The 19,927-nt window shown below is 70.5% G+C and carries 18 protein-coding genes; 8 read left to right on the top strand and 10 right to left on the bottom strand.

Going from position 1 to position 19,927, the window contains the following annotated elements; translation table 11 throughout:
• Positions 1–4: 4 nt before the first annotated feature.
• From mtnK to mtnB, 6 genes are read right to left on the bottom strand one after another with little or no spacing between them, the layout of a single operon-like run.
• Complete coding sequence (gene mtnK / locus AB4Z01_RS04425) at positions 5–1,249, bottom strand: S-methyl-5-thioribose kinase (RefSeq protein ID WP_441690961.1); 1,245 nt, start codon at positions 1,247–1,249, stop codon at positions 5–7.
• On the bottom strand, positions 1,246–2,088 hold the full coding sequence (locus AB4Z01_RS04430; protein ID WP_441690963.1) for a carbohydrate ABC transporter permease: 843 nt from the start codon (positions 2,086–2,088) through the stop codon (positions 1,246–1,248). Before AB4Z01_RS04430 ends, mtnK begins: the two co-directional genes overlap by 4 nt.
• Positions 2,085–3,014 (bottom strand): carbohydrate ABC transporter permease, encoded by a 930-nt coding sequence (locus tag AB4Z01_RS04435; RefSeq protein WP_441691045.1) that lies wholly within the window; start codon positions 3,012–3,014, stop codon positions 2,085–2,087. Before AB4Z01_RS04435 ends, AB4Z01_RS04430 begins: the two co-directional genes overlap by 4 nt.
• Positions 3,014–4,360, bottom strand: a complete 1,347-nt coding sequence (locus AB4Z01_RS04440) for an ABC transporter substrate-binding protein (protein WP_441690965.1) — start codon at positions 4,358–4,360, stop codon at positions 3,014–3,016. The genes AB4Z01_RS04435 and AB4Z01_RS04440 overlap by 1 nt, the downstream gene beginning before the upstream one ends.
• Positions 4,361–4,409: 49 nt before the next feature.
• Positions 4,410–4,955, bottom strand: a complete 546-nt coding sequence (locus AB4Z01_RS04445) for a 1,2-dihydroxy-3-keto-5-methylthiopentene dioxygenase (protein WP_441690967.1) — start codon at positions 4,953–4,955, stop codon at positions 4,410–4,412.
• Positions 4,952–5,617 (bottom strand): methylthioribulose 1-phosphate dehydratase, encoded by a 666-nt coding sequence (gene mtnB, locus AB4Z01_RS04450; RefSeq protein WP_441690969.1) that lies wholly within the window; start codon positions 5,615–5,617, stop codon positions 4,952–4,954. The genes AB4Z01_RS04445 and mtnB overlap by 4 nt, the downstream gene beginning before the upstream one ends.
• Before the next feature lie 243 nt (positions 5,618–5,860).
• Here mtnB and AB4Z01_RS04455 point away from each other — a divergent pair, with 243 nt between their 5' ends.
• Positions 5,861–8,212 carry a heavy metal translocating P-type ATPase gene (locus AB4Z01_RS04455; RefSeq protein WP_441690971.1) on the top strand — a complete coding sequence of 784 codons (2,352 nt, stop codon included), beginning with the start codon at positions 5,861–5,863 and terminating at the stop codon, positions 8,210–8,212.
• Positions 8,213–8,268: 56 nt separating this feature from the next.
• On the top strand, positions 8,269–8,871 hold the full coding sequence (locus AB4Z01_RS04460) for a LysE family translocator (protein WP_441690973.1): 603 nt from the start codon (positions 8,269–8,271) through the stop codon (positions 8,869–8,871).
• Here the strand turns inward: AB4Z01_RS04460 and AB4Z01_RS04465 are convergent.
• The 3 genes from AB4Z01_RS04465 to AB4Z01_RS04475 all read right to left on the bottom strand — a co-directional run bounded on the left by AB4Z01_RS04465 (position 8,868) and on the right by AB4Z01_RS04475 (position 12,521).
• Positions 8,868–9,740, bottom strand: a complete 873-nt coding sequence (locus AB4Z01_RS04465; RefSeq protein ID WP_441690975.1) for an ABC transporter permease — start codon at positions 9,738–9,740, stop codon at positions 8,868–8,870. The two genes, AB4Z01_RS04460 and AB4Z01_RS04465, sit on opposite strands and share 4 nt — an antisense overlap.
• An 11-nt stretch (positions 9,741–9,751) precedes the next feature.
• Entirely contained in the window at positions 9,752–10,672 is a 921-nt protein-coding gene (locus AB4Z01_RS04470) for an ABC transporter permease (protein WP_441690977.1), read from the bottom strand.
• Positions 10,673–10,970: 298 nt separating this feature from the next.
• Positions 10,971–12,521, bottom strand: a complete 1,551-nt coding sequence (locus AB4Z01_RS04475) for an ABC transporter substrate-binding protein (RefSeq protein WP_441690979.1) — start codon at positions 12,519–12,521, stop codon at positions 10,971–10,973.
• Positions 12,522–12,649: 128 nt separating this feature from the next.
• Here AB4Z01_RS04475 and AB4Z01_RS04480 point away from each other — a divergent pair, with 128 nt between their 5' ends.
• The 6 genes from AB4Z01_RS04480 to AB4Z01_RS04505 all read left to right on the top strand — a co-directional run bounded on the left by AB4Z01_RS04480 (position 12,650) and on the right by AB4Z01_RS04505 (position 18,998).
• Complete coding sequence (locus AB4Z01_RS04480) at positions 12,650–13,789, top strand: ROK family transcriptional regulator (protein ID WP_441690981.1); 1,140 nt, start codon at positions 12,650–12,652, stop codon at positions 13,787–13,789.
• Between the two features lie 4 nt (positions 13,790–13,793).
• Positions 13,794–15,269, top strand: coding sequence for a M81 family metallopeptidase (locus AB4Z01_RS04485; protein WP_441690983.1), 1,476 nt, complete (start codon positions 13,794–13,796; stop codon positions 15,267–15,269).
• Positions 15,270–15,546: 277 nt separating this feature from the next.
• Complete coding sequence (locus tag AB4Z01_RS04490; protein WP_441690985.1) at positions 15,547–16,293, top strand: copper homeostasis protein CutC; 747 nt, start codon at positions 15,547–15,549, stop codon at positions 16,291–16,293.
• Complete coding sequence (locus AB4Z01_RS04495) at positions 16,293–17,339, top strand: ABC transporter ATP-binding protein (protein ID WP_441690987.1); 1,047 nt, start codon at positions 16,293–16,295, stop codon at positions 17,337–17,339. Before AB4Z01_RS04490 ends, AB4Z01_RS04495 begins: the two co-directional genes overlap by 1 nt.
• The gene (locus tag AB4Z01_RS04500) at positions 17,336–18,355 is read left to right on the top strand and encodes an ABC transporter ATP-binding protein (RefSeq protein ID WP_441690989.1); all 1,020 of its coding nucleotides are present in this window, start codon (positions 17,336–17,338) and stop codon (positions 18,353–18,355) included. Before AB4Z01_RS04495 ends, AB4Z01_RS04500 begins: the two co-directional genes overlap by 4 nt.
• A gap of 91 nt (positions 18,356–18,446) precedes the next feature.
• A complete protein-coding gene (locus AB4Z01_RS04505) occupies positions 18,447–18,998 on the top strand; it encodes a cytochrome b (RefSeq protein WP_441690991.1) in 552 nt (183 codons plus the stop codon).
• 9 nt (positions 18,999–19,007) lie between these two features.
• Here the strand turns inward: AB4Z01_RS04505 and AB4Z01_RS04510 are convergent, their stop codons facing one another.
• Positions 19,008–19,769 carry a hypothetical protein gene (locus AB4Z01_RS04510; protein ID WP_441690993.1) on the bottom strand — a complete coding sequence of 254 codons (762 nt, stop codon included), beginning with the start codon at positions 19,767–19,769 and terminating at the stop codon, positions 19,008–19,010.
• Between the last annotated feature and the right edge of the window lie 158 nt (positions 19,770–19,927).

Genomic DNA, 19,927 nt, shown 5'->3' on the forward strand with positions numbered 1-19,927 from the left:
TCTCTCAGGCCGCGCGGGTGGCGGCGACAATATCGTCTGGCGTGCGGAAACGCTCGGGCTCCGTCAGCATGCGGCGGGCCAGCAGCACGGCGCGGCGCTCGCAGGCGGCGCGGCGGTCGGGGTCGACGATGCGCAGGAAGTCGGCGACATGGGCGTAGCTGAACACCCGGCGGATCATCTTCAGCGCGGCGAAGCCGACCATGTCGGCGAAGATCTCCGCCTCCAGCGCTTCATAGTCGCCGCGCAGCAGGGCGGCCGAACCGGGCTTCGGGAACAGGTCGTCGTGCCAGGCGTCGCCGCCGCCCTCGCTCTCCCACAACTGGCGGAAGGTGCGGCTGAAGCTGTCCCACAGCAGCGCCGGCTGATCCAAGAGCCACTCGGCCATGTCGGTGCGGTCGTCCGCCGGCGTGGCGTGGCCGGGCTGGGCCAGGTGGCTGATCAGGATATTGGCGAGATAGGCGCCGAGGTCGAAGCCGATCGGGCCGTACAGCGCGAATTCCGGGTCGATCACCATGGTGTCCGTCTCGGTCACCATGATCGCCGCAGTGTGCAGGTCGCAATGGATCAGCGCCTGGCCCGTGGTCAGGAAGCGCTGGGCCAGGCGGCCGGCCGCGCGCTTGAGCTCGACGTCCTCGCGGAAGCCGCGCGCCAGGTCGTCCAGCTGCGGGCTGGTCCAGGAACTGCGCGGGTTGTCGCGATAGGGATCCTGGAAGATCAGGTCGAGGGTGATGCGCTGCAGCTCGACCCCGGCGGCGAAGCGGGCCTGCCATTCCCGCACCCGCTCCAGCGGCTGGTGGAAGGGCGAGGTGCGGTGGCAGGCGCGGGCGACGAAGGCGCCGATATCGGCCGAGACGCGGGGGAAGCGCCGGCCCTCGATCAGGGCATAGCGCAGCGTCTCATGCGGCGTCAGCAGCTCCATCGCCAGGATCTGGCGCCCGGGATCGTAGTGGTGGAGCTTCGGCAAGACGCCTTCGGTCAGCGGGCCGACGATGGCGAGATAGGATTGCTCGAAGAAGGCGCGGTTGTCCGGCAGCGGCCAGCTCTCGCCGGCATGGCGCACCCAGGGCAGCGCCTGCTTCAGGCACAGGCCGCCGGCCGGGCCGCGGACCAGGAACACCACGTTGAGGAAGCCGTCGCTGGCCTCGCGCAGGTCCCAGCCCTCCGGATCGCCGCCGAGGATCGCGGCCAGGTCCGGATGGGCGGCGAGATAGGCGCGGGCGGCCGGGACGTCGAGCGGCTGGACGGTCACTTCACGCTCCCCTCGGTCAGCCCCGCCACCAGCCAGCGCTGGGCCAGGAGGGCGATGAGATAGATCGGCGCGATCCCGGCCAGCGAGGCCGCGGCCATCTGACCGAAATTCACCAGCCGGTCGCCCTGGAACAGCGAGATGCCGACGGTCAGCGTCCGGGTCTCGTCGGCGAAGGTGAAGACCGAGGCGAACAGGAACTCGTTGTAGCCGAGGATGATGACGATGATCGCCGTCGCCGCGATGCCCGGGGCGACCAGCGGCGCGATTACCCGGATCAGGGTCAGCAGCGGCCCGGCGCCGTCGATCGCCGCCGCATCCTCGATCTCGCGCGGGATGCGCCGCAGGAACGGGATCAGCAGCCACAGCGCCACCGGCACGTTGGTCAGGCCGTAGACCAAGGCCAGCCCGATCACGCTGTTCAGCAGGCCGGCCGCCTTCAGCAGGAAGAAGAACGGGATCGCGGCCACGATTGGCGGCGCCACGAAGCTGCCGAAGGCGATCGAGATCAGCCGCTCCCCCGCCTTGTCCAGGCGCAGGCAGGCATAAGCGGCGGGGAGGGCGATCAGGATGGTGACGAGGCCGCCCAGCACCGCGGTCAGCACCGAATTGACGATGAAGCGGGTCAGCGCCGTGGCGCCGAACGCGGCCGGCCAGTTGGCCAGCGTCGGCGCCTCCGGCAGGAAGGTGCCGGACAGCACCTGGTCCGGCGACTTGAACGAGACCGAGAGCAGATAGGCCAGCGGCAGCAGGAAGGCGGCGGCGACCAGCACGGCGACCAGGTCGATCCAGGACCAGCGATGCGGCGCCTGCGGCCGCGCGGAATGGGCGACGAAGGTCATGTGTACCGCGCCTCCAGCCGCTTGGCCGTGCGCGAGGCCGGCCAGATCACCAGGCTGACGAAGCCGACGAAGACCAGCGTCGCCGCGGCGGCGCGGCCGACATCGAACTGCTCGAAGGCCAGGCGCCAGATCTGGAAGCCGGTGGTGGTGGTGTCGAAGCCGGGGCCGCCGAAGGTCAGGACATAGACCAGGTCGAACAGCTTGAACGCCATCACCAGGCGCAGCAGGAACACGGCGGCCAGGGTCGGCACCAGCAGCGGCAGGGTGATGTGGCGGAAGCGCTGCCAGGCCGTGGCGCCGTCCAGCCGCGCCGCCTCCATCACCTCCTCCGACAGGCTCTTGATCGCGGCGAAGCAGAGCAGGGCGACGAAGGGCGTCCACTGCCAGGCGTCGGCGACGACGATGGCGGCCGCGGCCCAGCTGGAGGAGCCGAGGAAGCTCATCGGCGCGTCGGTCAGCCCGGCGGCGCGCAGCCAGCCGTTCAGCAGGCCGCCATCGGCGGCGAAGATCAGCTTCCAGGCGACGCCGACCATCACCGGCGGGGTCATCAGCGGCAGGAGCATCAGGCTGGTGAACACCCGGCTGGCGCGGACCAGCCGGTGGAACAGCAGGGCCAGCGCCAGGCCCAGCACCAGCTCGACGGCCGCCATCGGCAGGGCGAAGGCGGCGCTGCGCCACAGCGAGGCCAGGAAGGCCGGGTCGCCCAGCACCCGGGCGAAATTGGCGATGCCGGCCCAGTCGCGCAGCGGCTTGCCCAGCGTGCTCTTGCTGAGGGAGAGGGCGACCAGCGCCACCAGCGGATACAGCGTCGTCAGCACCAGCGTCACCACCAGCGGCGCGGCCAGGGAGGCATTGCCCAGCCGCCACCGCCGGCGCCGCGCCGGCGCTTCCGCTTGTGCCGTGTCGATGCTCTCCGTCAGGGCCATCACGAACCGATGATCGAGGTCCACTGCTCATGCGCCGCCGCGATCGCCTCCTCCGGCGCCTTCTGGTCGGCCAGGATCAGCGCCAGCTCATCGGCCAGCACCTGCATCAGCTGCGGCGATTCCGGACCGTTCGGCCAGGGCAGGCCGTTCTCCAGCGCCCCGGCCAGCGCGGTCTGCACCTTCGGCGCGAAGGCCTTGTACTCCGGCGCGTTCAGCGTCGAGGTCCGGTCCGGGTCGATGCCGCTGCCCGTGGTCAGCAACAGCCCGAGGCCGGTCTTGGCGCTGGTGGCGAACTTGATGAACTCCCAGGCATGGTCCTGCTTCTCGGAGCCCGAGGAGATGGCGAAGGCGAAGCCGGAGTTGAGCGCCAGCCGGCTGGTCTTGTTCGAACCGCCGACCGGGATCCGCACCGCGTCCCATTTGTCGACGATCTTCGAGCCTTTCGGGTCCTGGGCGTAGACGCCGAGGTCGCTCCAGAACTCGATCATCGCCACCTTGCCCGACAGGAAGGCCGGCAGGCCTTCCTCGAACCGGGTCTCCAAGGGCGTCGGCAGGGCCGAGGGCGCGGCGTCCTTCAGCGCCTTGGCCGCCTCGACCGCCGCGGATTCGTCCAGGGCGGAGGAACCGTCCTCCTTCAGGTAGCGGCCGCCGAATCCGGCCAGGCGGTTGGTGTAGGACGCGCCGATGATGATCGGCGCCTTGCCGCCCAGCACCGCGGCGCCATAGATACCGTTGGCCTTCTCGGCCTCGGTGATCGCCTTCGACCGTTCCAGATACTCGTCCCAGGTGGTCGGCGCCTTCAGCCCGTGCCGGCCGAAGATCTCGGTGTTGTAGAACAGCAGGTGGCTGTCGCCGTCATAAGGCAGGCCCCAGCGCTTGCCGTCGGCCAGGGTGTAGGGGTCGTAGATCGAGCGCAGATAGTCGTCCGGCTGGATCTCGGCCTTGTCGCGCTCGATCCGCTCGGTGACGTCGACGATGATGCCGTCATTCGCCAGCGCGCCGACCCCGGTGTACCAGTAGTCGATCACGTCGAAATTGTTGGTGCCGGACTGCACGTCCAGCGTCGCCTTGGCCTGCAGCTGGTCATAGGGCACGGCGGTGACGTTGACCTTGCCGCCGGTCAGCTTTTCCCAGGCCTCGGCTAGGTAGCGCCCGGCCACCACATGCGGCTGGATGATCATCAGGTTCAGGCTCTGCCCGTCGAAGCGCTTCGCCTGGGCGAAGGCGCGGCCGAGCGGCGTGCCGGAGAGGCCGAGCCCGAGCGCACCGGCGGAGGCCCCGGCCAGGAAACGGCGGCGGCCGAACGGGAATGCAGACAGGCTGCCGCGGTCGTGCGGTGAGGTCATGGCAGGGATCCTGGGTGGACGGGCCGGCGCTGGGCCGGCCGGTCGTTGGTCAGCCGGCGTAGAGCGGGAAGCGGCGGGCGATGGCGTCGCCGGTGAAGTTGGCGATCCAGCCGTCGCTGTTCTCGAACAGGCGGATGGCAGTGAAGCGCGGCGCCGGGCCCATGTCGAACCAATGGGTGGTGCCGGCCGGCACGCTGATCAGGTCGTCCTTGGTACACACCACCTTGAACACCCGGCCGGCCTTGCGCAGGTAGAAGGCGCCGGAGCCCTCGACGAAGAACCGGACCTCGTCCTCGCTGTGGGTGTGCTCGTCCAGGAACTTCTCGCGGAAGGCTTCGCGCTGCGGGTGGTCCGGCTGCATCCGCACCACGTCGACCGATCTGTAGCCGCATTCGGCCTTCAGCTTGTCGATCTCCGGCTTGTAGGCCGCGATCACCGCGTCCTGGTCGGCCTCGGCCGGCAGTGGCGCGCTGGCTTCCCAGCGCTCGAACCGGACGCCGATGCCGTTCAGCTCTCGCGCGATCGCGGCGCCGTCCTCGGTGTCGACCAGCAGCGCCGCGGGATTGGTCTCGTCATAGACATAGAGCCGGGTCATGGCTGCAGCCTCCGTCGCTCGAATTCGAATCCCAGCAGGACCTCCAGCGCCTCGAGATGGCGCCGCGCCTCGGCCGGGGTGCGGCCCCAGGCGTAAAGCCCGTGGCCGGCCAGGAGGTAGCCGGGGATGGCGGGGGCGCCGCCCAGCCGCGCCAGCACCTGCGGGCCCAGCAGCGCCATGTCCTGGGAATTGGCGAAGACCGGGATGTCGAGCGCGACCTCATGTGTCTTCACGCCCGCCAGCGCCTTCTGCAGCTCGAAGCCTTGGATCCGCACCGCGCCCTTGGCGACATCGACCAGCGACAGCAGCGTCGCCGCCGGGCTGTGCACGTGGTAGATCGCGCCGATCTCCGCGAATGCCCGGTACAAATCGACATGCAGGGGCGCCTCGGCCGAGGCGCGCGGATGCGCCGGGTCGTCCAACGACACGGTGATGATGTCGTCGCGGGTCAGCCGGGCCTTGTCGGTGCCGGTGGCGGTGATGGCGATCTCGTCGCCGTCGATCCGGGCGGAGAAGTTGCCGCTGGTGGCCGGCACCCAGCCGCGGGCGCCGGCAAAGGCGGCGCCGTCGAGCACGGCCTGGATCGCGGCGTCCTGCTCCGCCGGCTTCTGCGGCAGGCGGGCGACGGGCGAAACGGGGAGGATGTCGGGTGTCGGGGCCATGGTCGATCCGGGTGCGGGTCGGCGGGTTCTGCATTTTGTCGTTGCAGCGTGGAGGATTTACGATAAATCCACTCACATTGCGAACGCCACCGACCATATATACACATCAATCGATGTCAATTCGAATTTGTATAACATAATTTCGAGTGATTGTCGGCGTCGAACCCTATGCCGATCCCGGGCCATTGACCTTCCATCTGCTGGAATCCCCATCTCGCTGGGACGGAGCAGAGGAAGCAGGACATGGCTCACGCCCACCACGACCATTCGGCGCATCACCATCACGGGGCCACGGTGAAGGATCCGGTCTGCGGCATGGCGGTCGATCCGGTCGCGACGCCGCATCACGCCGAACATCGCGGCCGCCAGTATCATTTCTGCAGCGCCGGCTGCCTGGCGAAGTTCCGGGCCGAGCCGGACCGCTACACCCATGAGCCGAGCGAGATCGTGCCGCCCGCCGCAGCCCCGGCCGGCACCATCTACACCTGCCCGATGCATCCGGAGATCCGGCAGGAGGGGCCGGGCAGCTGCCCGATCTGCGGCATGGCGCTGGAGCCGGAGCGGGTGACGGCCGAGGCCGGTCCGAACCCGGAGTTGGCCGATATGCGGCGGCGGTTCTGGATTAGCCTCGCCCTGACCATCCCGATCGTCCTGCTGGAGATGGGCGGCCATCTGCTCGGCATCGATCTCGCCCACGTCATCGGCGCCCACACCGCGGTCTGGGTCCAGCTGGTGCTGGCCACGCCGGTGGTGCTCTGGGCCGGCTGGCCGTTCCTGGTCCGCGGCTGGCAGTCGGTGGTCCGGCGCAGCCTGAACATGTTCACGCTGATCGCGCTCGGCACCGGCGCCGCCTGGCTCTACAGCGTGGTCGCGGCGCTGGTCCCCGGCCTGTTCCCGGACGGCTTCCGCGGCATGGACGGCACCGTGGCCGTGTATTTCGAGCCGGCAGCGGTGATCACCGTGCTGGTGCTGCTGGGCCAGGTGCTGGAGCTGCGGGCGCGCGAGCGCACCGGCGGCGCCATCCGCGCCCTGCTCGACCTGGCGCCGAAGCTGGCCCGCCGCGTGCGCGACGACGGGGCGGACGAGGAGGTCCCGCTCGAGCACGTCCATGCCGGCGACCGGCTGCGCGTCCGGCCCGGCGACAAGGTGCCGGTCGACGGCGCGGTCGAGGAGGGCCGCAGTTCGGTCGACGAAAGCATGATCACCGGCGAGCCGATCCCGGTCGAGAAAGCGCCGGGCGACAAGGTCGTCGGCGGCACCATCAACGGCACCGGCGGCTTCGTCCTGCGGGCCGAGCGGGTCGGCAGCGAGACGGTGCTGGCCCGCATCGTCGAGATGGTCGGCCAGGCCCAGCGCAGCCGGGCGCCGATCCAGCGCCTGGCGGACCGCGTCTCCGGCTGGTTCGTGCCGCTGGTGGTGGCCATCGCGGTGCTGGCCTTCGCCGCCTGGGCGGCCTGGGGGCCGTCGCCGGCGCTGGCCTATGGGCTGGTCGCCGCGGTCTCGGTGCTGATCATCGCCTGCCCCTGTGCCCTCGGCCTGGCCACGCCGATGTCGATCATGGTCGGGGTCGGCCGCGGCGCCCGGCTGGGCGTGCTGATCAAGGACGCCGAGGCGCTGGAGCGGTTGGAGAAGGTCGACACGCTGGTGGTCGACAAGACCGGCACCCTGACCGAAGGCAAGCCGCGGATGGTCCGGATCGTCGCCGCGCCCGGGCAGGACGAGGCCGAATTGCTTCGCCTGGCCGCGGGGCTGGAGCGCGGCAGCGAGCATCCGCTGGCCGCCGCGATCCTGGCCGGCGCGGCGGAGCGCAAGCTGGAGGTGCCGGCGACCAAAGATTTCCGCTCGGTGACCGGCAAGGGCGTCGCCGCGCGGGTCGAGGGGCGGGAGGTCGCGCTCGGCAACGCCGCCCTGCTGGATGAACTCGGTATCGCGGCCGGTTCGCTGGCGGAGCAGGCCGAGGCGCTGCGGCGCGACGGCGCCACCGTCATGCATCTGGTCGTGGACGGCGCGGCCGCCGGGCTGATCGCCGTGGCGGACCCGGTGAAGGAGACCACGCCCGCCGCCATCGCGGCGTTGCGCGCGGCCGGGCTGCGCGTCGTCATGCTGACCGGCGACAACCGCACCACCGCCGCGGCGGTGGCCGGCCGGCTCGGCATCGACGAGGTCGAGGCCGAGGTGCTGCCGGAGGACAAGGGCGCGGTCATCCGCCGGCTGAAGGGCGAGGGCCACGTCGTGGCCATGGCCGGCGATGGGGTGAATGATGCGCCAGCTTTGGCCGAGGCGGATGTCGGCATCGCCATGGGCACCGGCACCGACGTGGCGATCCAGAGCGCGCATGTGACGCTGGTGAAGGGCGATCTGGCGGCCATCGCCCGGGCCCGGTCGCTCAGCGCCGCGACCATGCGCAACATCCGCCAGAACCTGTTCTTCGCCTTCGTCTACAACGCGATCGGCGTGCCGGTGGCGGCCGGCGTGCTGTACCCATTCCTGGGCCTGCTGCTGAGCCCGGAGATCGCGGCCGCGGCCATGGCGCTCAGCTCGGTCTCGGTGATCGCCAACGCGCTGCGGCTGCGGGCGGTCCGGCTCGACGGCTGAGGGGCGGCAGCACCGGCGTGCAAGACCGGCCCCGCGCCGGCCGCTAGCGTCGCGGCATGGACACCTTTCTTGCCGTTCCGGAGCTGTGGCGGCCGCTGGCGGCGCTGCTCCTGGCCTCCGCCGTCGTCATGGGCAGCCCCGGCCCGTCGACGATCAGCCTCACCGCCGTCGGCGCCTCCTTCGGCATCCGCCGGTCGCTGCCCTATGCCGGGGGGCTGATCACCGGCACGGTCGCGGTGCTGCTGGCGGTGGCGGCCGGGGTGGTGGCGCTGGTGACGTCGATTCCGGATGGCGCCCTGGTGTTGGGCGTGCTGTCGGCCGCCTACATCCTGTATCTCGCCGTCAAGATCGCCACGGCCCCGCCGCTCGGCGGCCGGGGCGGGTCCGCGACCGCACCGGGCTTTCTCGGCGGGCTCGGGCTGGCCATCGCCAATCCCAAGGCCTATGTCGCGATCGCCGCCATATTCGCCGCGGACCCCGGCCTCGACGCGGTGGTGAAGACCACCGTGCTCAGCGGCATGGTCGTGCTGATCCACTTCTGCTGGCTGCTGGCCGGCGTGTCGCTGTCGCGTTGGCTGCACGACCCGGTGGCCGCGCGCATCATCAACCTGGCCATGGCCGCGGCATTGGTCGCCGTGACGGCGCTCGCGGTCGTCTAGCGTCTTGGATCCAGCAGGTCGCGAAGCCCGTCGCCGAACAGGTTGAAGCCCAGCACCGAGAAGGTGATGGCCAGGCCCGGGAACAGCGACAGCCAGATGTTCACGCCCAGGAAGTTGCGGCCGTCGCTCATCATCGCGCCCCATTCCGGCGTCGGCGGCTGGGCGCCGAGGCCGAGGAAGGACAGGCTCGCGGCGGTCAGCACCACGGTGCCCGCCGTCAGCGTCGCCTGCACGATGATCGGCCCCAGCGCGTTGCGCAGGATGTGCTGGAACAGGATGCGCCACAGCCCGGCGCCCAAGGCCCGCGCCGCCTCGGTGTACTCCACCTGCTTCAACCCCAGCGCCAGGTTGCGCGACAGCCGGCCATAGACCGGGATCGAGAAGATGGCGATGCCGATCATCAGGTTGACCAGGCTGGTGCCGAGGATGCTGACGATCAGGATCGACAGCACGATGCCCGGGAAGGCGAACAGGATGTCCATCACCCAGATGATCGCCTGGTCGACCCGGCCGCCGGAATAGCCGGCCAGCAGGCCCAGCGGGATGCCGACGACGAGCGCGATGCCGACGCCCAGCACGATCTCCAGCAGCGACAGCCGGGCGCCGTAGACGATCCGGGAATACAGGTCGCGGCCATACTGGTCGGTGCCGAAGAAATGCTCGGCCGAGGGCGGGCGCAAGGCCATGGCCAGCGATTGCTGCGTCGGGTCGTGCGTCGCGAGAAGCGGCGCCAGCAGCCCGGCCAGCACCAGCAGCAGCACCATGGCGCCGCCGATCGTCAGGCTGCGGTGCCGGCGCAGGATGCGGCCCAGGCGCTTGGCCCGCGAGGGGGCGGCTGGAAGGTCGTCGCTGTCGGCGAGGCTGGTCACGGGCAATGGCCTTAGTCGAAGCGGATGCGGGGGTTGATCGCGGCGATCAGCAGGTCGGCCAGGAAGTTCACCACCACCACCGATGTCACGGTCAGCAGCGTCACGCCCTGGATGATCGGATAGTCGCGATAGCGCACGGCGTCGACCAGCAGGCGGCCGATGCCGGGCCAGTTGAACACGGATTCGGTGACCACGGCGCCGCCCAGCAGGCCGCCGAAGTTCAGCCCGACGATGGTGACGATCGGGATCAGCGCGTTGCGCAGCGCGTGCTTGCGGTAGATCACCCGCGGTCCCAGCCCCTTGGCGCGGGCGGTGCGGATATAGTCCTGGCCGATCACCTCCAGCATGCTCGACCGGGTCATGCGGGCGATCAGCGCCGCCGGCAGCAGGCCGAGGGCGACGGCCGGCATGACGTAGTTCAGCCAGCCGCCGGCGCCCAGCAGCGGCAGCCAGCGCAGCTGCACCGCGAACAGGTTCATCATCATCAGCGCCAGCCAGAAATTGGCCACCGAGGCGCCGCCGATGGCCGCGATCATCACCGCCTGGTCGGGCCAGGCGTTGCGGTACACCGCCGCCAGCATGCCGGCCGCGACCCCGATCAGGATGGCGGCGGCGTAGCTGACCACGGCCAGCGACAGGGTGTAGGGGAAGCGCTCGCCGACCTCGTCGATCACCGGCTTCTTCGACTTGATCGACTCGCCGAAATCGCCCTGCGCGGCGCGGCTCAGGAACAGCCCGTATTGCAGCAGGAACGGCTGGTCTAGGCCGAGCCGGGCGCGCATGCCGTCGACCGCGTCCTGCGTCGCCTGCGGCCCGGCCATGATCCGCGCCGGATCGCCGGGCAGCATGCGCACCGCGCCGAAGATCAGGAACGAGACGCCGAGCAGGATCAGCGGCAGCGCGATCAGCTTGCGGGTGAGATAGGCTTTCATGCGGGCACGGCTCCGCAAGCAGCGCGTTGCCTCTCCCGCGGGAAGGGACCTTCTCGAAGCTTCGCCGCTCGTTCCGACTCGTCTTTTCCACTCTCCCCCTCCCCTCGCGGGAGGGGGCAGGGGGAGGGGGTGTCGATCGAAGAGGGCCGGCGCGGGGCCGTCCAGGATCGCCGCCGGTTGCGACGGTCTTCCGACACGGGGGCCAACGGCGCCGAACCCCTCCCCCTACCCCCTCCCGCAAGGGGAGGGGGAGGATAAGAAGCCGGCAACGGCGGGCTGATTTCAGCCGTCGTGATCATCAGGCTTTCGTCGCCCGTTCCGGGATCACCTCGCCGCCGGGCTGCAGCCACAGGTTCTTGACGTCGGCCCGCGCCGCAGCGAGGTCGTTCGGGTAGTACAGCAGCACATGCGCCGCATCCTGGACGATGATGCGCTGCGCCTTGGCGTAGAGCGTCTTGCGCTCGGCATCGTCGGTCGACGACCCGGCCTTGTTCAGGATCTCGTCCAGCTCGGCGTTGCTGTAGAAGCCGAGATTGGCACTCTTCGGCGACCAGCTGTCGGTGTGGTACAGCGGCTTCAGCTGCAGGTCGGCGTCGAAGGTGCCGGTCGACCAGGAGGCGATGACGCTATGCACGCCCTGGGCCGCCTTCTCCTCCGGCGTGCCGAAGGCGGCGGCGGTCCACACGCCGCTTTCCATCCGCTGGATGTTCAGGGTGATCCCGGCCTGGGCCCACATGCCCTGCAGGATCTCGGCGATGTTTGCCTCCGGCTCCTGCACCGCGACATTGATGGTGATGCCGTCGGCATGGCCGGCCTCCGCGAGCAGCGCCTTGGCCTTGGCGACGTCGAGGCCGTAGCCCTCGACCGTCGGGTCATAGCCGAACACGGCGGGCGACAGCGGCGAGGTCGCCGGCAGGCCGAAGCCGTACAGCAGGTTGCTGACCAGCCCGGCCCGGTCGGTGGCCAGGTTCAGCGCCTGGCGGACCCGGACGTCGTCCAGCGGCGCCAGCTTGACGTTCAGCGACACCCAGAACACCGAGGTCGGGTTGCCCTGGATCAGGGTCAGCTCGGGGTTGGCCTTGATCGGCGCGGCGAACACCGGCGGCAGCGGCACGACGACATCCGCGTCGCCGGTCTGCACCGCCATGTTCATGACCGCCGCTTCCTGGGTCCAGATCCACTTCAGCGTCTTGGTCGGCGCCTTGTCGCCCCAATAATCGGCATTGGCCTCGGACAGCACATATTCGCCCGACTTGTACTCGGCCAGCTTGTAGGGTCCGGTGCCGACCGCGGCGCGGCCCAGCGTGCCGGCCTTGTCGGCCTTCGGGCTGACGATCGAGGCCGAGGCCACGGCCATCAGCTTGAGGAAGGCGGGGTAGGGGCGCTTCAGGGTGAAGCGCAGGGTGTCGGCGTCCACCGCCTTGACCTCGGCCAGGATGGCGCGGAAGCGGCCGCTGGCGGCCAGGCCGCGCTTCTCGTCCATGTGCCGGGCGAAGCTGGCGATCACGGCATCGGCGTTGCACGGCTCGCCGTCATGGAACTTGACGCCCTGGCGCAGGGTGAAGGTCCAGTTGGTGCCGGTGGCGTCGGCCTCCCATTTGGTGGCCAGGACCGGCACCAGCTCCATCTTGTCGTTGTAGCCGGTCAAGCCCTCATACATCGGCTCCAGGATCGCCGAGGTGTAGGTCGCGGTCTGGTCCGCAGGGTCCATGCTGCGCGGCGCCTCGCTCTGCAGGATCACGATCTGCGAGGCATCGGCGGCGAAGGCGACGCGGCCGCGCAGCAGCGCCGCCAGTCCCAGCGACCCGCCCAGGGCCAGCGCGCCGCGCCGGTCGATCACGAGGGTCATGTCCGTCTCCCATTGGTGGAATCGATCCGGATGTCCCGGCGATTTTGTTCGATCAGTGAAGCCTTCGGCTTGATTAAATTCAATCTGTGAACTAACTGTCAAGTCCAACCCACCGGATGCCGAGGCGAATGGCCAACCCGTCGAAACGCTTGCTGCTCGAAGCCGTGTCCGACCACGGGCCGCTCAGCCGGTCCGAGCTCGCGCTCCGGACCGGGCTCAGCAAGGCGGCGATCACGGGGCTGAGCCGCGAGCTGATCCAGGACGGCGCGCTGGAGGAGAGCGAGGTGGCCTCGCCGCCGCGCCAGGGCCGGCCGTCGATCCTGCTGCGGCTGAACCCGGCCCATGGCTACTTCATCGGCGCCTCGATCGTGGAGGAGCCGGTGACGATGGTGCTGACCGACTTCCAGGGCGCGGTGCTGGGCCAGCGCACGGCCCCCTGGTCGAACGATCCGCAGGCGATCGCGGGCACCATCCGCGACTCGATCCCGCATCTCCTGCGCGGGGCCGGCATCCCGGCCGACCGGCTGCGCGGCATCGGCGTCGCCCTGTCCGGCCTGGTCAACCACGACCAGGACCGCTGCCTGCACTCCGCCAATCTCGGCTGGATCGACCTGCCGGTGGCGGCGGTGGTGGAGCAGGCGACCGGCGTGCCGACCTTCCTGGAGAACGACGCCAACGCCGTCGCCACCGGCGAACGGCTGTACGGGCTGGCGCGCGACTACCGCACCTTCGCCACCGTCACCTTCGGCGACAGCATCGGCTGCGCCCATTATGTCGACGGCACGCTCTACCGCGGCCATGGCGGCGGCGCCGGCGAGATCGCGCATTGCACGATCGAGCCGGGCGGGCTGCCCTGCCGCTGCGGCAAGCGCGGCTGCCTCGACACCGTGGCGCCGCGCCAGGCGATCCTGGCCCAGGCGCGGGCCCTGGGCCTCGACGTCACGACCACGGCGGAGGTCGAGGCGCTGGCGGCACAGGGTGATGCCGAGGCGATTGGCATTCTGCACCGGGCCGGCGGCGCGCTGGGCCTGGCGATCGCCCATGTGATCCAGGTCAACGACCCCGAATTCGTGCTGGTCGTCGATGCCGAGGGCGCGATGGGGCCGCTGTTCCGCACCGTCACCCAGCAGGCGATCGAGGCCAATGTCCTGCCGCGCCTCGCCGCCTCCACCACCATCCGCTTCCACCACGCCACCCGCGCTTTGTGGGCCCGCGGCGCCGCCAGCATCGCCGCCCACCGCTTCCTGACCCGCGCCGAAGAAGACTGAAGACATGGCATCTCCCCGCATAGCCCCCCTTCGCATTGCGGTGGGCGGCATCCACACCGAATGCAGCACTTACAGCCCGGTCCTGGCGACCGAGGCGGATTTCCGGGTGCTGCGCGGCGACGCCCTCCTCGCCGACCCGTCCTTCGCGATGTTGCGCGACTACGACGCCGTCTTCCTGCCGACGCTGCACGCCCGCGCCATTCCCGGCGGTCCCGTCGCCCGCGCCACCTATGAGGCATTCAAGGCCGAGTTCCTCGACCGGCTGAAGGCGCTCGGCCCGATCGACGGCCTGTACCTGGCCATGCATGGCGCCATGAGCGTCGAGGGCATGGAGGATGCGGAGGGCGACTGGATCACCGCCGCCCGCGCCGCGGTCGGGCCGGACTGCCCGATCAGTGCCAGCTACGACCTGCACGGCAATGTCAGCCAGCGCATCATCGACGCGCTCGACATGTTCTCGACCTACCGCACCGCGCCGCATATCGATGTGGAGGAGACCAAGCGCCGGGCCTGCACCATGCTGCTGCGCCGCCTGACCGAGGGCGTGGCGCCGCTGCTGCTCTGGGTGCCGGTGCCGGTGCTGTGGCCGGGCGAGCGCACCAGCACGGTGGACGAGCCGGCGAAGTCGCTCTATGCGCAGCTGCCCGCGGTCGACGCCGTCGACGGCATCCTCGATGCCTCGATGATGGTCGGCTATGTCTGGGCCGACGAGCCGCGGTCGACCGCCGCGATCATCATCACCGGCACCGACCCGGCGGCGATGGAGCGCGAGGGCACGCGCCTGGCCCAGGCCTATTGGGAGGCGCGCGACGATTTCGTCTTCGGCAGCCGCACCGGTACCGTCGAAGACTGCGTCGGCTGGGCCGTCGGCTCGGCGACCCGGCCGGTGATCCTGGCCGATTCCGGCGACAACCCGACCGGCGGCGGCGTCGGCGACCGGGCCGACCTGCTGCGGGCGATGCTGGCGCGGGATGCGGAGGACGTGCTGATCGCTGGCATCGCCGACCGCCCGGCCACGGAGGCCTGCTTCGCCGCCGGCACCGGCGCCCGGCTGCGCCTCAGCATCGGCGCGACGCTCGACACCCAGGGCAGCCGGCCGGTCGAGGCGGAGGCCGAGGTGCTGGTCCTCGATCCCGGCGTCGACCTGGCGGACCGCCAGGCCTTGGTCCGCATCGGCGGCATCCGCGTGGTGTTGACGGCGCGGCGCCGGCCGTTCCACAACATTGCGGACTTCACCCGGCTGGGCGTGCACCCGGCGGAGGTGGCGATCCTGGTGGTCAAGTCCGGCTACCTGTCGCCGGAGCTGGCGCCGATCGCCAACCCGAACCTGATGGCGCTGTCGCCCGGCGTGGTCGACCAGGATGTCGAGCACTTGGCCCGCCACCGCACCACCCGCCCGACCTTCCCCTTCGACCGCGATTTCGACTGGCGCCCCCGGCCCGTCTGGTCCGCCCGGTCGCTGAGAGTGCTCGTCCGGTGACGTCAATACGGACCCGCACGTTCCACACTCCCCCTCCCCTTGCGGGAGGGGGTAGAGGGAGGGGGTGTCGATCGAAGAGAGCTGGCGTGAGATCATCAAGATCACTGCTGGTTCGCGGCGATCTCTCGACATCAGCTCTCACGGCGCCAAACCCCTCCCCCTACCCCCTCCCGCAAGGGGAGGGGGAGAGTAGAAGGGCAAGCGGGGGGCGCAACTCACAAGTCCACTCTATTCAGCCGTCCCGCAAGGGACTCTCAGCGCAGCGAAAGACCCGTCCATGACCTCCCCCGTGATCGAGATCTGCGTCGAAGGCCTGGACGGCTTCCTGGCGGCCCAGGAGGGCGGGGCCGACCGGGTCGAGCTGTGCGCCAGCCTGATCGAGGGCGGGCTGACCCCCAGCATCGGCACGATCCTGGAGGTCAAGGCCCGCGCCCGCATCCCGTTCCACGTCATCATCCGGCCGCGCGGCGGCGACTTCCTGTACAGCGACACCGAATTCGCCAGCATGCTGGCCGATGTGAAGGCGCTGCGGGAGCTCGGCGTGCCCGGCATCGTCATCGGCTGCCTGACCTCGGACGGCCGGATCGACGAGGACCGGACGACGCAGTTGGTGCGTGCGGCCCGGCCGATGAAGGTGACCTGCCACCGCGCCTTCGACATGACCCGCGACCCGGAGGAGGCGCTGGAGGCGCTGATCCGCTGCGGCGTCGACCGGGTGCTGACCTCGGGCCAGCGGCCCGACGCCACCGCCGGGCTCGCGATCCTGAAGCGGGCGGTCGAGCAGGCCGGCGACCGCATCGTCATCATGGGCTGCGGCGACCTGGACGAGGCCAACATCGCCGAGATCCGCCGCGCCACCGGCCTCCAGGAGTTGCACTTCGCGGCGCCGCGCAGCGAGCCGAGCGGCATGGTCTACCGCAACCCGGAGATCGGCATGGGCGGCACCGAGCTGGAGCGCGAATACACCAACACCGTGACCGATCCGGAGCGGGTGCGCGCCACCATCCGCGCCGCACGCGCCTGATGGCGGCGACCGCGCCAGCGCCGGCCGGAGGAGAGGGCGCCGACACCATCCTGTCGGTGACCGACCTCAGGACCTGGTTCGACACCGATGACGGGCCGATCCGCTCGGTCGACGGCGTCACCTTCCACATCCGCCGCGGCGAGACCCTGGCGCTGGTCGGCGAATCCGGCTCGGGCAAGAGCGTCACCAGCCTGTCGCTGATGCGGCTGATCCAGACCCCGCCCGGGCGCATCGCCGGCGGCGAGATGCTGTTCACCGACAGCCAGGGCCGCCAGCGCGACCTCGCCCGCCTGTCGGAGGCGGAGATGCGCCGGATTCGCGGCAACGACATCGCCATGGTGTTCCAGGAGCCGATGACGTCACTGAACCCGGTCTATCCGGTCGGCGACCAGATCGCCGAGGCGGTGGCGCTGCACCAGGGGCTGAGCCGGCGCCAGGCGATGGAGACGGCGGCGCAGATGCTGGAGCTGGTCGGCATCCCGGCCGCCCGGCGTCGGCTGAAGGAGTATCCGCACCAGCTGTCCGGCGGCATGCGCCAGCGGGTGATGATCGCGATGGCGCTGTGCTGCCGCCCGGCGCTGCTGATCGCCGACGAGCCGACGACAGCGCTGGACGTCACCATCCAGGCCCAGATCCTGGACCTGATGCGCCGGCTGCAGGCCGAGATCGGCATGTCGATTCTGTTCATCACCCACAATCTCGGCGTGGTGGCGGAGATGGCCGACCGCGTCGCCGTGATGTATGGCGGCCGGGTGGTGGAGGAGGCCGGCGTGGTCGAGATCTTCAAATCGCCGCGCCACCCCTACACCATCGGCCTCCTCAACAGCGTGCCGCACACCGACTACGCGGCGCTGGACCGCGGCGAATCCCGGCGGCTGGAGGCGATCCCCGGCAACGTGCCGAGCCCGCGGAAGCTGCCGCCGGGCTGCACCTTCGCGCCGCGCTGCCGCCACGCGGTCGAGGCCTGCACCGCCGCGGTGCCGCCGCTGGCCGACACCGGCGGCGGGCACATGTCGCGCTGCATCCGCTGGAGCGAGCTGGCATGAGCGCGATGGTCGCAGATCGCCTGAGCACCATCGCGCTGCCGGCGCCGGGCGAGACCCTGCTCGAGGTCGAGGGGCTGCGCACCTGGTTCCCGGTCGGCGGCGGGCTGTTCGGCAAGAAGGGCCAGCATGTCCGCGCGGTCGAGGACGTATCCTTCTCGCTGAAGCGGGGCGAGGTGGTCGGCCTGGTCGGCGAATCCGGCTCCGGCAAGACCACGGTCGGCCGCTCGGTCCTGCGCCTGACCGAGCCGACGGCCGGGTCGGTGCGCTTCGCCGGCACCGACATCCTCGGCCTGTCGAAATCGGCCTTCCAGGCCTATCGGCGCGAGATGCAGATCGTCTTCCAGGATCCCTATGCCAGCCTGAACCCGCGCATGACGGTGGGCGAGATCGTCGGCGAGGCGCTGACCATCCACGGCCTGTCCCGCGGCCGGCAGCGGCCGGAGCGGATCGCCGATCTGCTGCGCCGGGTCGGTCTGCGGCCCGATGCGATCACCCGCTATCCGCACGAATTCTCCGGCGGCCAGCGCCAGCGCATCGGCATCGCCCGGGCCCTGGCGGTCGAGCCCAGCTTCATCGTGGCGGACGAGCCGGTCTCGGCCCTCGACGTCTCGATCCAGGCCCAGGTGGTGAACCTGATCCAGGACCTGCAGCGCGACCTGGGCCTGACCATGCTGTTCATCGCCCACGACCTGTCGGTGGTCGAATATCTCTGCGACCGCGTGATCGTGATGTATCTCGGCCGGATCATGGAATCGGCGCCGGCCCGGTCGCTCTACACCGCGCCGCGCCACCCCTACACCCGGGCGCTGCTCTCCGCCGCGCCGGTGCCGGACCCGACGGTGCGGCGCGAGCGCATCCTGCTGCAGGGCGACATCCCCAGCCCGATCAACCCGCCCTCGGGCTGCGTCTTCCGCACCCGCTGCCCGCATGCGATCCCGGACTGCGCCACGGCGGTGCCGCCGCTGCGCGAGGTCGCGCCGGGCCACGCCAAGGCCTGCATCCGGGACGACCTGTAGGGGCGTGGCCATCCATCGCACCGGCCGCGCCATTGGAACACCGGCCGCGCCGTACTAAATCTTCCCAAGCGAAGCGGCGAAAGGCCGGTTGATGAACCGCAACACGGCGGAGCGTTGGGGGCGGGTCAGCATCGCCCTGCATTGGACCATCGCGGCCCTGATCCTGCTGGTGCAGGTCCCGGCCGGTCTCACGATGAACCGGGTCGGGCCCGGCCTGCTGCAGAACCTTCTCTACGACACGCACAAGATGACCGGGCTGACGGTGTTCGCGCTGGTGGTCGTCCGGCTGCTCTGGCGCTGGGCCAATCCGGTGCCGGAGCTGCCGGCGGACCTGCCGCTCTGGCAGGCCGGTCTGGCCCGCATCACGCATGGGTTGCTGTACCTGCTGATCCTGGCGATGCCGGTCAGCGGCTTCATCTACACGGCCACGGCCGGCTTTCCGGTGCCGCTGTTCTACCTGGTCAATCTCGCGGACTTCGTGCCGGTGAACAAGCCGGTGGCGGCCGTGGCTGAGGCCGTGCACGTCAACCTGATCTGGGTTCTGCTGGCCGTCGTCGTGCTGCATGTCGCGGGTGCGTTGTACCACCATCTGGTCCGCCGCGACGGCGTCCTGCGGCGCATGCTGTCCTCGACGGCGCGCTGATCGTCCCTGTCAGAGGGTCGCCAGCAGATCCACATGCCCGACCAGGCAGTGGCCGTCCGCGGCCCGGGCTCGCCGGAAGGCCAGCCAGTCTTCGACCTCGGCCTCGACGATGCCGCCCGGCCCGGCGGCCACCCCGGCAATCCCGGCCAGCAGCGCGGCGACCAGCGCGGCGTCGCCCGGGCCGAGGCGCCACGGGCTCGCCTCGATGCGGACCTCGAAACCCCGCGCCCGCAAGGCTGCGGCCAGCGCCCCCGCGCCGTCCGGCCCCAGCGCCGGGCCGAACTCCTTGTCGGTCCGCTGATCCGCGTTGAGGGCGGCGATCATCGCCCGATCGCCGGGATGCGCCGGATCGAAGGACAGGCGGCCGTCATAGGAGAGCGCGGCATAGAACGGAGCTCGGCAGGCCTTCAGGATGTCCGCCAGGCGCTCGATCCACGCCTCGGAGACGAGATCCAGCAGCGCCGACGCGGTGACCAGCGCGGCCCCCTCGAGCGGCGACTCCCCGCGGGACAGGTCGCAGAGAACGGTTTCGGCTCCCGTTCTCCGACCTGCCTCGCGCAGCACCGCCGCATCATGGTCGACCAGCCGCCATCGGACGGAGGCTCCGAGGCAGGGCTGCAGCGCCCGAACGGTCGATCCGGTGCCACAGCCCAGATCCACGATCAGCCCGCCGGTCCCGACCAGGGACGCGGCGGCGCTGCGCAGCCCGGGATGCCGGGCTGCGTGGTCCGCAGGCTCGCGCAGGTCGAGCCAGGCGATCGGGAAGGACACTAGGCGGCGCGCTCCAACTGGTTCGACAGCGGCGGTTCAAGCTTGTCTGCGCGCTCAGAGATCGTTTGGAAATGCGCTGGCGTGAGTCGGCTGGCGGTGGTTTCGAGAACCGGCGCGCAGCGGACGTTTGAGTCCGTGAGCACCGGAAGCTTCGAGCC

The organism is Inquilinus sp. YAF38 (genome assembly GCF_052113205.1).
In the GTDB taxonomy this organism is placed as follows: domain Bacteria; phylum Pseudomonadota; class Alphaproteobacteria; order DSM-16000; family Inquilinaceae; genus Inquilinus.

Excerpts from the sequence above, each read along its gene's own strand:
- AB4Z01_RS04430 (WP_441690963.1), bottom strand. The coding sequence starts at position 2,088 with ATGACCTTCGTCGCCCATTCCGCGCGGCCGCAGGCGCCGCATCGCTGG.
- AB4Z01_RS04435 (WP_441691045.1), bottom strand. The coding sequence starts at position 3,014 with ATGGCCCTGACGGAGAGCATCGACACGGCACAAGCGGAAGCGCCGGCG.
- AB4Z01_RS04440 (WP_441690965.1), bottom strand. The coding sequence starts at position 4,360 with ATGACCTCACCGCACGACCGCGGCAGCCTGTCTGCATTCCCGTTCGGC.
- AB4Z01_RS04445 (WP_441690967.1), bottom strand. The coding sequence starts at position 4,955 with ATGACCCGGCTCTATGTCTATGACGAGACCAATCCCGCGGCGCTGCTG.
- mtnB (WP_441690969.1), bottom strand. The coding sequence starts at position 5,617 with ATGGCCCCGACACCCGACATCCTCCCCGTTTCGCCCGTCGCCCGCCTG.
- AB4Z01_RS04455 (WP_441690971.1), top strand. The coding sequence starts at position 5,861 with ATGGCTCACGCCCACCACGACCATTCGGCGCATCACCATCACGGGGCC.
- AB4Z01_RS04460 (WP_441690973.1), top strand. The coding sequence starts at position 8,269 with ATGGACACCTTTCTTGCCGTTCCGGAGCTGTGGCGGCCGCTGGCGGCG.
- AB4Z01_RS04470 (WP_441690977.1), bottom strand. The coding sequence starts at position 10,672 with ATGAAAGCCTATCTCACCCGCAAGCTGATCGCGCTGCCGCTGATCCTG.
- AB4Z01_RS04475 (WP_441690979.1), bottom strand. The coding sequence starts at position 12,521 with ATGACCCTCGTGATCGACCGGCGCGGCGCGCTGGCCCTGGGCGGGTCG.
- AB4Z01_RS04480 (WP_441690981.1), top strand. The coding sequence starts at position 12,650 with ATGGCCAACCCGTCGAAACGCTTGCTGCTCGAAGCCGTGTCCGACCAC.
- AB4Z01_RS04485 (WP_441690983.1), top strand. The coding sequence starts at position 13,794 with ATGGCATCTCCCCGCATAGCCCCCCTTCGCATTGCGGTGGGCGGCATC.
- AB4Z01_RS04490 (WP_441690985.1), top strand. The coding sequence starts at position 15,547 with ATGACCTCCCCCGTGATCGAGATCTGCGTCGAAGGCCTGGACGGCTTC.
- AB4Z01_RS04495 (WP_441690987.1), top strand. The coding sequence starts at position 16,293 with ATGGCGGCGACCGCGCCAGCGCCGGCCGGAGGAGAGGGCGCCGACACC.
- AB4Z01_RS04500 (WP_441690989.1), top strand. The coding sequence starts at position 17,336 with ATGAGCGCGATGGTCGCAGATCGCCTGAGCACCATCGCGCTGCCGGCG.
- AB4Z01_RS04505 (WP_441690991.1), top strand. The coding sequence starts at position 18,447 with ATGAACCGCAACACGGCGGAGCGTTGGGGGCGGGTCAGCATCGCCCTG.